Here is an 11,495-nt window from a genome sequence, read left to right as displayed (position 1 = left end):
CTGCCTGATGCGGTGCAAACCGGCGAAGTGGCGCAGGCCCTCGAACTCACCGACGCCCTCGAAACCCGGATTCAGGAGTCGGCCGACGACCTGGCCCAGGTCAACGAGGTGCTGGCGCAGGAAATCGACGAGCGCGCCGCGCTGGAGCGCGAACTGGCCAAAACCAGGGCTGCGCTGGCCCACGCCAGGACGCAGCCTGCTGAACAATAAGGCCCCCACGGTCGCGCTACTAGCGTGTCGCTCCCTGCCCCCGAGGGGGCCGCTGCGCCTGCGGTCTGGCAAAGCCTGTCCCGCAGCCCCTGCTGGTGAAGACATAGCCCCCGCGCTCACCGCATCCCGTTCGTCCTGAGCTTGTCGAAGGATGTGCCCGAGGGATTTGTCCGGCTTAGCCTGCCTTGGGCGGGTCCGCCGAAAATTGCTGGACTTTCACCGTGTCGTCCGGTTTTTTGCGGTTCAGCAGCGCATACAGCAGGATCGCGCCGAAGGTGGCAGTGCCAATGCCGCCCAGCGCAAACTGGCCAAACTTCAGCGTGAAGTCGCCGGTGCCCAGCACCAGCGTGATGGCCGCCACCAGCAGGTTTTTGTTGTCTGAAAAATCAACCTGGTTGACGACCCAGATCCGGGCGCCGGCCACCGCAATCAGGCCAAACACCACAATGCTCACGCCGCCCATCACCGGCAGCGGAATCGCCTGGATCAGCGCGCCAAACTTGGGGCTGAAGCCCAGCAGCACCGCAATCAGCGCGGCCACCACAAACACCGCGGTCGAGTAAATCTTGGTCGCCGCCATCACACCGATGTTTTCGGCATAAGTGGTGACCCCGGTGCCGCCGGCGCTGCCCGAGACGATGGTGGCAATGCCGTCGCCGATGAAGGCGCGGCCCATGTAGACATCCAGGTTCTTGCCGGTCATGGCCGTCACCGCCTTGATGTGGCCCAGGTTTTCGGCCACCAGAATAATCGCCACTGGCGCTATCAAGAGCATGGCGTTGGTGCTGAACACCGGCGCGGCAAAGGCGGGCAGCCCGACCCAGGCGGCGCTGGCAATGCCCGCCAGGTCCATCGGCTTGCCCAGGCCCAGGCCGTTGGTCAGCAGCGCATAAATCACGCTGGCCACCGCCAGCCCGACCAGAATCAGCAGCCGCTGCAGCATGCCGCGCGCCATCACCGCCACCAGCGCCACGCTGACAAAGGTCAGCACCTGCATCCACGCCTCAAAGTTGCTGGCCGCCATGTTTTTGATCGGAATGCTGGCCAGGTTCAGGCCAATCACCGCCACCACCGCGCCCGTCACCACCGGCGGCATGACGCGCTCTATCCAGCCGGTGCCGACCGCCTGCACGACGAAGCCGATCAGCGTGTAGAGCACGCCGCAGGCAATGATGCCGCCCAGTGCCACGCCCAGGTTGGTGTTGGGCCCCTTGCCGGCGTAGGCGCTGGCGGCAATCACCACGCCGATGAAGGCAAAGCTGGAGCCGAGGTAGCTCGGCACCTTGCCGCCGGTGATGACAAAAAAGATCAGCGTGCCAATGCCGCTCATCAGGATCGCCAGATTCGGGTCAAAGCCCATCAGGATGGGCGCCAGCACGGTCGCGCCAAACATCGCAATCACATGCTGCACCCCCATCACCGCAGTTTGCGGCCAGGGCAGCCGTTCGTCAGGCCCGATCACGCCACCTTGTTGCAGCACCGCGCTGCTTTTTTCGGTCCATTCCAGCATTGCCATTACGCGCTCCTCTTGTTGTAAGTGGCGCAATGCTAGTGGCAAGGTGCCGCCCAGGCAAGCGCCTGCGCGGCACAGCGCGTCAACCGAGGAAGGCGCTGATCTGCCGCAGCACGCCGGCGTCCTTCAGAATCTTCTGGTGGCCCAGGCCTTCGGTGGCCAGCAGGCGCGCCCCGGCAATCGCCTGGCTGTAGGCCAGGCCGTCGGCAAAGCGGTTGATGCGGTCCTGCCGGTCATGTACCACCAGCGTCGGCACGGTGATGCGCGGGCCGACGGCGGCCGGCTCGAACTGCGGCATCAGGACGCCTTCGCGCGCTTCGATCAGGCGCTGCATCGCCGCCCGCGTGGCCTCGCGCAGGCCGAACACCTGGGCAAACAGCCGGGTGTAGGCCAGTGGCGAGGCCGGCGGCGCCAGCAGCACCAGCCGCTCGGCGGCCAGGCCGCGGCTGGCGGCAAAGGCGGCGGCATTGGCCGCCAGCGAATGCGCCACCACCGCGCGCAGGCGGTAGCCCTGCTGCTGCAGCCGGGCCATGACGTAGTCGAGTGCCCGGGCAAACTGCGGCAGGTTGCTGGTCTGGCCGCCGCTGCGGCCGTGCGCCGGCATTTCCAGCAGCACCGGCCGCAGGCCCTGGGCCGCCAGCAGCTCGGCCAGCGCCCGCAGCTGGCCGGCATGGCCGCCCCAGCCGTGCAGCAGCAGCACCACCGGCCCGTGCGGTGCCACCGGGCGGCTGTACAGCGTCAGGCTGGCGTTTTCAAACGGCCATGGCTCGATGTGCCAGTCGGGGCTCCAGCCCTTGCGGCGCTTCAGGCCCGCCAGCCAGCGCGGCGGCAGCGGTGTGCCAAACAGCCGGTGGGCAGCGCGCACCGCCAGCGCCGGCCACAGCTGCTGCGAGGCGGCCAGCCCCCAGCGCAGCAGCCGGGTGCCGGGGCTGGCGGGTCGGCCGGCGTAGTAACTGGGGGACGTGGAAGAAGTAGCGGAAGTAGCGGAAGTAGATGACGTAGAGGCCGGTGCGGCCTGCAGCGAGGGGCGTGTCATGGCGGGTTCTCCGGTTCGGTGTTGCGGCGGGTCCGGCCTTCAGTACCAGATCCAGTCGTCGTTGCTGCGCGGCAGGCTGGCCAGCGAGGCCAGCACCGCCCGGACCGCACGAACCCCTGTCACCACGCCCAGGCCCAGAATGAATATCAGCATGATTTTTCTCCATAATCGCACAACTGTGCGAAACTAGAACGCAACAATCCACTGGGCGGCATGCCCGGCGGGACTAAAGCTGGTAGCTTTTGAGCAGGCGCTGCCAGCTGGCCTGTGCACGCGCGGCTGCGCGCTGGTCGCGCAGAAAACGTGCGTCATGCAGCAGGCCAATGGCCAGGCTGCAAATTTCCGAAACCAGCTGCTCCGGGTCGGTGTCGGCGGCCAGATGGCCGGCCTCTACCGCCTGCAGCACGGTACGCCGCAGCGAGGCGCGCCAGCGCGTCACCTCTTGCAGCAGCGCGTCGCGCAGTTCGCCCTCGCAGTCGTCCAGCTCAAACGCGCCGGCCGTGTAGATACAGCCCGACTTCGCCTCGACATCGCGCATGCGCACGATCCAGCGCTGCACAATCATGTCGAGCCGGGGCAGGCCCTTGGGCTGCTGCATGGCGGGCACGAACACATCGGCCAGAAAGCGCCGGCCAAACTCTTCGATCACGGCTTTTTGCAAGGCCTCGCGCGAGCCGATGCGCGAGAACACGCCGCTCTTGGACAGGCCAATCCGGTCGGCCACCGCCTGCAGCGTGATGGCCTCCAGCCCCTCGGCCGAGGCCAGGTCAATCCCGGCGCCAATGATGGCGGTCCGGGTCATCTCGCTTTTCTGGGTCTTGGCATCCATGCGGCGTATATTAGCACGGTTGTGCGAAATAGCAATTCCCCCAGTTCAGTATCGGGAAATCCCGCGCGTTCGCGGGCTGCAAGGCGGCCCCGGCGCGGTTAAGCTGGCAGCCATGAGCGCCGCCCCTGTTGCCCCACCTGTTTCCCCCATCCCGCAAATCCGCCTGTACCAGCACTGGCTGCACGAGACGCGCGGCTTGACGTTTGACAGCTACGACGCGCTGTGGCGCTGGTCGACTACCGAGCTGGACGCCTTCTGGCAAAGCCTGTGGGACTACTTCGAGCTGCAGTCGCCCACGCCGCACCGCGCCGTGCTGGCGCAGCGCCAGATGCCGGGCGCGCAGTGGTTTCCCGGCGCCCAGCTCAACTATGCGCGGCAGGTGTTCCGGCATGCGGAACCGGCCCATGCGGCCGGCCTGCCGGCCGTGGTCAGCCACGACGAGGCCAGCCTGGCCAGTGGCGGGCCGGCGCGCGAGCTGAGCTGGCCCGCGCTGCGCCAGCAGGTGGCGTCGCTGGCGTTGCACCTGCAGGCCCAGGGTGTACAGCCGGGCGACCGGGTCGCGGCCTATCTGCCCAACATTCCCGAGGCCATGGTGGCGTTTCTGGCGGTGGCCAGCATAGGCGGCGTCTGGAGCCTGTGCGCGCCCGACATGGGCACCCAGGCCGTGCTCGATCGCTTCAGGCAGATTGAGCCCAGGGTGCTGATTGGCTGCACCGGCGTGCGTTACGGCGGCCGCGACCTGGACCGCACGGCGGTGCTGGCCGAGCTGCGCGCAGCGCTGCCCAGCGTGCGGCATGTGATTGTTCATGACAATCTGGGTGCTATTAATTCAATAGCGAACTGTGCGCTTTTTGATTCGGCTAGCGGCCGAAATGATGCTGAAACCGCGGCCTTTGAGCCGCTTTGGGTGGCGTTTGACCATCCGCTGTGGATTGTGTATTCCAGCGGCACCACCGGTCTGCCCAAGCCCATCGTCCATGGCCACGGCGGCGCCATGCTGGTCGGCATGGCGCTGACCATGCTGCACAACGACGTGGGCTGCAGCTACCGGCCCAACAGCTTCGGCGAGCGCTTTCACTGGTACAGCTCGACCGGCTGGGTCATGTGGAACTGCCAGCTCAGCGGTTTGCTGGGCGGCAGCACCTGCGTGATCTTTGACGGCAACCCCGCCGGCAGCAAGGACAGCCCCGACTGGAGCACGCTGTGGCGCTTTGCCGCGCAAACCGAAGTCACTTTTTTTGGCGCCGGTGCCGCCTTTTATGCGAGCTGCATGAAGGCCGGTGTCGAGCTAACGCCATTGCCCGGACTCAGGCGCGTGCGCGCCTTGGGTAGCACGGGTTCACCACTGAGCGAGGCGTCCCAGTGCTGGGGCACGGCGCAATTCAAAAAACTCGGGACACCCGACATCTGGTGGTCGAACATCTCGGGCGGTACCGACTTTGCCGGTGCTTTTATCGGCGGCAACCGCGAACTGCCGCAGCTGCCGGGCCAGATCCAGTGCCGCCTGCTCGGCTGCGCGGTCCAGGCCTGGAACGAGGCCGGCCAGAGCGTCACCGGGGAGGTCGGCGAGCTGGTCTGCACCCAGCCGATTCCATCGATGCCGCTGTATTTCTGGGGCGATGTGGGCAACCAGCGCTACCTGTCGAGCTACTTCGACATGTACCCCCATGTCTGGCGCCACGGCGACTGGATCCGCATCGACGCCAGCGGCGCCTGCGTCATTTATGGCCGCAGCGACGCCACCATCAACCGCCACGGCCTGCGCATGGGCACCAGCGAGCTCTACAGCGCGATCGAGGCGCTGCCCGAGGTGCTCGACTCGATGGTGGTGGACCTGGAATACCTGGGCCGTGACAGCTACATGCCGCTGTTCGTGGTGCTGCGCCCCGGCCTGACGCTCGACGACGCGATCAAGGCCAGGCTCAGCCACGCCATCAAGACCGCGCTGAGCCCGCGCTTCGTGCCCAACGACATCTTTCAGGTGGCCGAGATTCCGCGCACGCTGTCGGGCAAAAAGCAGGAACTGCCGATCAAGAAGCTGCTGCTGGGTCAGCCGCTGGACAAGGTGGTCAATAAAGACGCCATGGCCAATCCGGCCTGCCTGGACTGGTATGTGGCGTTTGCGCGCCGGCGCGCGGCCTGAACAAAAACAACCGGGAGCATCAACATGGGCAGCTTCAGCTTTCGTCCCCTGGCCCGCGGCGACTTCGCCCTGCTGGGCCACTGGCTGGCCCAGCCGCATGTGGCGCGCTGGTGGGCCGAAGACCCGTCGCCGCCCGCCATCGAGGCCGGTTACGGCGCCAGCGTGGACGGCCGCGAGCCGTCCGAGGCCTTTATTGCCTGCCGTAATGGCGTGCCGCTGGGGCTGGTTCAGCGCTACCGGCTGGCGGCCTGGCCGCAGTACCTGCGCGAACTTGCGCCCCTCATCCTGGTGCCCACGGGCGCCGTCGGCATCGACTATTTGATTGGTCCGGCCGAGGCATTGGGACGCGGCTGGGGCACGGCCATGGTTCAGGCTTTTACCGAAGCGCTGTGGCCGGGCGATGCGCAGGCCACGGCCGTCATCGTGCCGGTGCATGTGGCGAACCGGGCCTCGTGGCGCGCGCTGGAGCGGGCCGGCTATGCCCGCATCGCCAGCGGCCTGTTGACGCCCAACAACCCGGCCGACGACTGGGAGCATTACGTGTACCGCATAGACCGGCCGGCCTGGCATGGCATGTTCAATTTCCACCACACCGTTTGACGCAAGGAGCGCACCATGAAACGACGACTGCTGGGCCAGGCTGCGCTGGTCCATCTGGGGGCTTTGGGCCGGTTCGCCCCATGGGCCGGCCTGGGCCTGCTGGCGGCCTGCGCCAGCGACCCGGCCCCGCGCGTGCCGACCGCGCCGGCGCCGGGGCCTGGGCCAGCCCCCGCGCCAGTCCCGGCGGGCGGGCTGCGCGTCAGCGGCACCCTGTCTTATCTGCAGCGCATTGCCCTGCCGCCCGACAGCGACGTGATCGTGCAGCTGCGCGATATCTCGCGCCTCGATGCGAAAGCCGACATTCTGGCCGAGCAGCGCTTTAGCGCGCGCAGCCAGGTGCCGCTGCCGTTCGAGCTGCTGGTGGACCCGGCCAGGGTCGACCCGCGCATGCGCTACGCCGTCTCTGCCCGCATCGAGCGCGCCGGTCGGCTGATGTTCATCAACGACAAGCTCTACCCGGTGCTCACGCAAGGCCACGGCAACCGGGTCGAGATGATTCTGCACATGGTGGCGCGGCCCTGAGCGGGCCGGTCGGGCCGGCTTGACCATTCGCGGCCTTGCCTGACGGGGCTTTCCCGCTTTAGCCTACAGACCTTTTTGGCAAGCGGTTCAGCATGTCAGGTGAGGCAATTCGCCTCCTACCCCCTGCAGGAGAAAAACCATGCTGCAAACCGCGACGATTCTGCTCGGCCTGACCGCCCTTGGCGGCCTGATCATGGCCATCATCCGGTTCTCGGGCGCCGACCGGCCGCCGTCCTGGCTGGCCATGGGCCACGGCCTGCTGGCGGCCAGCGGGCTCACGCTGCTGCTCTACGCCGGCCTGAAGGCGGGCATCCCGCGCCTGGCCTGGTACGGTGTGACGCTGCTGCTGCTGGCCGCGCTGGGCGGCGCCTTCCTCAACCTGGCCTACCACGCCAAGCTGCAGGCCCTGCCAAAAAACATCATCGTCATCCACGCGCTGCTGGCGGTGGCGGGCTTCGCGCTGCTGGCCTGGGCCGCGTTCGGCGGCCGGGGCAGTGTGCTGGGTTACTGAGTTCGAGGGTGCTATTGAATTGATAACTGCATACGCTTATCAATCGTGGGCTGGAGGCACAAATGACCAGAAATTTTGACGACGGGCGGTCTCAGTCGGGTGACGCCGCCCCCTTGCGGTTCACCAGCACAATGCCCAGCGCCACCATGGCCAGCGCGGCCAGCAGGCTGGGGGTCACGCTTTCATGCAGCCAGAGCGCGCCAAACAGCAGGGCAAACAGCGGCGTGAAAAACACGAACACCGAAATTTTCGTCGCCGGGTAGCGCCCCAGCATCCACATCCAGGCCAGGTAGCTGGCAAACGCGCCTATCGCCGTCTGCAGCGCCAGCGAGGTGATGGCAAACGCGCTGAACTGCCAGACCCAGACCTCGCCCAGCGCCAGCGACAGCCCCGGAAACGCCAGCGCGCTGACGGCCAGCTGGTAGAACAGCAGCTTTTCGGCGGATATTCTGGCCAGGCTGCTGGCGCGAATCACCACCGTGGTCAGGCCCCACAACATGCCGGCCGCCAGCGCCAGCAGGTCACCGCGGGCGGTATTGGCCTGGCCCGCGCCAAAGCCTTCGCGCAGCGCGAACGCCACCGCCACAAAGGCGCACAGCAAGCCGGCCCACTGCAGTCCGCGCAGCCGTTCCGACCTGACCCACAGCGGCACCAGCAGCGCGACCCAGAACGGCGAGGTGTACAAAAACACCGTCAGCCGCGAGGCCGTGGTGTACTGCAGCCCGAGGTAGATGCAGGCGAATTCGGCACCAAACAAAACACCCGCCAGCAGCCCGGCCGCCAGCGTGCCATCACGCCGGAACAGCGGCACGCCGCGCCACACACACCACAGCCCGAGCAGCGCGGTCGCGCCGATCAGGCGCAGCGAGGCTTGAAACATCGGCGGCAGCTCGCTCAGCGTGGCCTTGATCAGCACCTGCTGCAGGCCCCAGAACAGGCAGCAGGCCAGCAGCAGGGAAATGGCGAGGGTATCTAGATGGGCTTTGCGTGCGGTCATGGACTCAGGGGGATTCAAAAAATTCGGGATGGTCGGGCGCGTTGGCGCAGCGGTGCTGCCCCGGGGCAGGACGCCGCGCCGACGCTGGGCTAGAGCGGGTGCTCGGTGTAAAAGCGGCCGCCGTGAAACAGCAGCGGCGCGGCGCCGGCGCGGTGGCTGCAGCGCTCGACCTCGCCGACAAAAATCACATGGTCGCCTTCTTCGTAGCGGCTGCGGTTAAAGCATTCAAAAGTGGCGGCCGCGCCGGCCAGCAGCGGCGCGCCGCCGGCGCCTTCGGTAAAGCGCACGTCGGTCCAGCGGTCTTCGCGCTTGCTGGCAAAACGCTCGGCCAGCTCTTTCTGGTCGGCCGCCAGGATGTTGATGGCGTAGTGCGAGCCGGCGCTCAGCACCGCCATCGAGCCGGCCGCCTGCGACAGGCTCCACAGCACCAGCGGCGGGTTCAGCGACACCGAGTTGAAGGAGTTGGCCGTCAGGCCGATCAGGGCGCCGTCCGGCGTGCGCGCGGTGACGATGGTGACCCCGGTGGCAAACATCGCCAGCGAAGCCCGGAACTCGCGTTGCGAAAAGCTCGGGCGGCTGGCTCGGGAAGGGGGCACGGGGGACAACATAGAAGGCTAATTTAACTGAAGCGGCTGTTACCCGTTGCCGCCGCGGCCTTTGCGGGCGGGCAGTTAAACTGGCCGGCATGCTGTTCCGCGCCTTCAAGACTTTTTTACCTGCTCTGTTTTTGATAGCGGGTGCCGCGCATGCCGCGTCGCCCTGCACCGAATTTTCGGCCCGGCTGCCAAACCTCAAGCGCGAGTTGTGCGAGGCCGCGCAGCTGCAGCCCAGCGGCGCCAAATCGGTGAAGGGGCAAACCATCTGGGTGCGCGACATCAAGCCCGACAACGCGACCCTGCGGGTGCTGGTGGTGGGCGCGATTCATGGCGACGAACTGTCATCGGCGTCGGTGGCGCTGCACTGGATTAAACAGGCGACGCAGACACCCGCCGACTCGCCGCAGCTGATTCACTGGCGTTTCGTGCCCATGCTCAACCCCGACGGCGTGCTGAGCCGCCCGCCCAGCCGCGTCAACGGCAATGGCGTGGACCTGAACCGCAACTTCCCCACGCCCAACTGGGAGCGCGATGCCAGCGTTTACTGGGAGAAACGCACCGGCAAAGACCCGCGCCGCTACCCCGGCAGCAAGCCGCTGTCCGAGCCCGAATCGCGCTTCTTGCACGAGGAAATGCAGGTCTTCAAACCGAACCTGATCGTCAGCATCCATGCGCCCTACGGCGTGCTCGACTTCGACGGCCCGTCGGTGCCGCCGTCCAAACTGGGGCGCCTGTACCTCGACCAGGTCGGCATCTTCCCCGGCTCGCTCGGCAACTACGGCGGCGTGCACAAGGGCGTGCCGGTCGTCACCATCGAGCTGCCCAATTCCATACGCACGCCGCTGGACGCCGAAATGCGCCAGATGTGGCTGGACTTGCTGCGCTGGATGAGTGAGCGGGTGGGTCAAGCCGCGGAGCGCGGCACCCGCGCGCCCTGAGCCTTCCCCCGGCGTTTAATCGGCCGCTATGGCTTGAGCTTCTGGTAGGCGCGATCCATCTCCGCGCCCTTGCTGGTGTCTTTCAGGCCCCGACCGACATCGCGCGCCGCCTGCTCGACGCGCGGATTGGGCTGGCTGGCCGTCATGTCGGTGGCCTGGTCGCGCTCATGCGGCAATTCCAGGCTGGCTTCGACCGAGGCGTCTTTCGGGGTGGTCGACGCGGCGGTGCGCGGCCCTTGCTGGCGCGGCGCCCTGGCCGGCATGCCTTTGCCGGCGGTGTTTTGCGGCACGGGGCCGGTTTTTTGGGTGGTCATGTGCCCCACTATCGGCCGCCGGCCATGCTGCCGCTGTCAGTCTGGCAAGGCAGCGGCTGTAGGCCTTCAGCTTGCGCTGGGCGCCGGCCCCGGGTGCTGCCGCAGCGACATGCCCGCCCCCAGCAGCAGCAGGGCCGGCCCGAGCCAGAGCCCGGCCGCCAGTGAGCCGGTCGCGTCGGAAATCCAGCCCCCGAGCAGCGGGCCAATCGACTGGCCGAGCGAAAAGGCGGCGGTCAGCAGCGCCAGCCCCCAGGTCAGCGAGGTTGCGGGCAACAGCCTTTGCGCCACCACGCTGACGGCGGCCGGCCCGGCCATGAAGCTGGCGCCAAAAATCAGCGCCGAGGCGATGACGGCCCAGGCCTGCGGCCAGATCAGGGCCGGCAGCGTTCCGGCGGCGACGATGACGCAGACCAGCGCGAAGCCGCGCCCGGTTTTAAAACGACCGAGCCAGCGCCCCCAGAGCGGGCTGGCCAGCACCGAGGCGCCGCCAATCAGGGCAAAAAACACCATGGTCAGGGTGGCGCCAAAGCCCAGGCGCTGGAGCAGCGCGATCATGAAGGTCATGTAGCCGACATAGCCGGCGCCATACAGCAGGTTGGCCAACAGGCTGGGATAGAGCACGCCCCACACCGGCAAATGCGGGCCTGGCGCTGGCGCAGTCAGCTGCCCGATGGCCTTGCGGGCGGCCTGCCAGGCCAGCGCCGAGGCGGCCAGCGAGGCCCCGCCCATCAACAGCCAGGTCAGGCGCCAGTCGAGCACGCCGCCGGTCTGCGCCAGCGGAATCAGCGTTCCGGCCAGCACCACCCCCAGCCCCGAACCCGCGAAATAAATTGCCAGCGCGGTGGCGGCGCGGCCCGGCATGGCACTGGCCGCCAGCGAGGTGCCCAGCACAAAGGCCACGGCCGTGGCAACGCCGCCCACAAGGCGCACGCCCAGCAGCAGCGCAAAATTCGACGGCCAGGCGGTCGCCATCAGGGCCAGGGCGCTGGCCAGCATGGCCCAGGTAAAGGCCGGCAGCCGGCCAAAGCGCTGGGCCAGCCAGGTCGCCAGCAGCGCGCCGCCGAGGTAGCCGATGGCGTTGCTGGTGTTGAGCGCGCCGGCCGCGACAAAGCTCCAGCCAAACTCGCTTTGCATGGGCGGCAGCAGCAGGGCATAGGCAAAGCGGGTAAAGCCGAGCGCCACCAGCGGCGACAGCGCCAGCCCCAGGGCGGCGCCCAGGCCCTGCCAGCGCGAAAGGGGGACGGTGGCCGGTACGGCGGTCATCGGCAAATCCGCCAGGCGCGGCA

General features: G+C 67.5%; 12 protein-coding genes and 1 pseudogene. 6 read left to right on the top strand and 7 right to left on the bottom strand.

Annotation, left to right across the window (positions count from 1 at the left end):
* Positions 1–210 (top strand): annotated as a pseudogene (locus RMO23_RS04090) (hypothetical protein); the annotation flags it as partial.
* A gap of 175 nt (positions 211–385) precedes the next feature.
* Here the strand turns inward: RMO23_RS04090 and RMO23_RS04085 are convergent.
* The 3 genes from RMO23_RS04085 to RMO23_RS04075 all read right to left on the bottom strand — a co-directional run bounded on the left by RMO23_RS04085 (position 386) and on the right by RMO23_RS04075 (position 3,588).
* Positions 386–1,726, bottom strand: coding sequence for a solute carrier family 23 protein (locus RMO23_RS04085; RefSeq protein ID WP_309678825.1), 1,341 nt, complete (start codon positions 1,724–1,726; stop codon positions 386–388).
* A gap of 79 nt (positions 1,727–1,805) precedes the next feature.
* Positions 1,806–2,759 (bottom strand): alpha/beta hydrolase, encoded by a 954-nt coding sequence (locus tag RMO23_RS04080; RefSeq protein ID WP_309678824.1) that lies wholly within the window; start codon positions 2,757–2,759, stop codon positions 1,806–1,808.
* Positions 2,760–2,985: 226 nt separating this feature from the next.
* Complete coding sequence (locus RMO23_RS04075; RefSeq protein ID WP_309678823.1) at positions 2,986–3,588, bottom strand: TetR family transcriptional regulator C-terminal domain-containing protein; 603 nt, start codon at positions 3,586–3,588, stop codon at positions 2,986–2,988.
* Positions 3,589–3,700: 112 nt separating this feature from the next.
* Between RMO23_RS04075 and RMO23_RS04070 the strand changes: the two genes are divergently transcribed.
* The 4 genes from RMO23_RS04070 to RMO23_RS04055 all read left to right on the top strand — a co-directional run bounded on the left by RMO23_RS04070 (position 3,701) and on the right by RMO23_RS04055 (position 7,364).
* The gene (locus RMO23_RS04070) at positions 3,701–5,731 is read left to right on the top strand and encodes an acetoacetate--CoA ligase (RefSeq protein ID WP_309678822.1); all 2,031 of its coding nucleotides are present in this window, start codon (positions 3,701–3,703) and stop codon (positions 5,729–5,731) included.
* Positions 5,732–5,755: 24 nt separating this feature from the next.
* On the top strand, positions 5,756–6,331 hold the full coding sequence (locus tag RMO23_RS04065; RefSeq protein WP_309678821.1) for a GNAT family N-acetyltransferase: 576 nt from the start codon (positions 5,756–5,758) through the stop codon (positions 6,329–6,331).
* 15 nt (positions 6,332–6,346) lie between these two features.
* On the top strand, positions 6,347–6,853 hold the full coding sequence (locus tag RMO23_RS04060; RefSeq protein ID WP_309678820.1) for a YbaY family lipoprotein: 507 nt from the start codon (positions 6,347–6,349) through the stop codon (positions 6,851–6,853).
* Positions 6,854–6,992: 139 nt separating this feature from the next.
* The gene (locus RMO23_RS04055) at positions 6,993–7,364 is read left to right on the top strand and encodes a hypothetical protein (protein ID WP_309678819.1); all 372 of its coding nucleotides are present in this window, start codon (positions 6,993–6,995) and stop codon (positions 7,362–7,364) included.
* 91 nt (positions 7,365–7,455) lie between these two features.
* Here RMO23_RS04055 and RMO23_RS04050 read toward each other — a convergent pair whose 3' ends face one another.
* Positions 7,456–8,361 (bottom strand): DMT family transporter, encoded by a 906-nt coding sequence (locus RMO23_RS04050; protein ID WP_309678818.1) that lies wholly within the window; start codon positions 8,359–8,361, stop codon positions 7,456–7,458.
* 89 nt (positions 8,362–8,450) lie between these two features.
* A complete protein-coding gene (locus tag RMO23_RS04045; protein ID WP_309678817.1) occupies positions 8,451–8,969 on the bottom strand; it encodes a flavin reductase family protein in 519 nt (172 codons plus the stop codon).
* A gap of 77 nt (positions 8,970–9,046) precedes the next feature.
* On the opposite strand from RMO23_RS04045, the gene RMO23_RS04040 reads away from it, so the two are divergent.
* A complete protein-coding gene (locus RMO23_RS04040; protein ID WP_309678816.1) occupies positions 9,047–9,895 on the top strand; it encodes a M14 family zinc carboxypeptidase in 849 nt (282 codons plus the stop codon).
* A gap of 26 nt (positions 9,896–9,921) precedes the next feature.
* Here RMO23_RS04040 and RMO23_RS04035 read toward each other — a convergent pair whose 3' ends face one another.
* The gene (locus RMO23_RS04035; protein ID WP_309678815.1) at positions 9,922–10,209 is read right to left on the bottom strand and encodes a hypothetical protein; all 288 of its coding nucleotides are present in this window, start codon (positions 10,207–10,209) and stop codon (positions 9,922–9,924) included.
* Positions 10,210–10,275: 66 nt separating this feature from the next.
* Entirely contained in the window at positions 10,276–11,472 is a 1,197-nt protein-coding gene (locus RMO23_RS04030; RefSeq protein WP_309678814.1) for a YbfB/YjiJ family MFS transporter, read from the bottom strand.
* Positions 11,473–11,495: the final 23 nt, after the last annotated feature.

Origin of the sequence: Polaromonas sp. (assembly GCF_031411155.1) — a bacterium.
Classification (GTDB): Bacteria; Pseudomonadota; Gammaproteobacteria; order Burkholderiales; family Burkholderiaceae_C; genus Polaromonas.
Note: the sequence above shows the minus strand (reverse complement) of the source record. Positions and strands in the feature narration are given on the sequence as shown.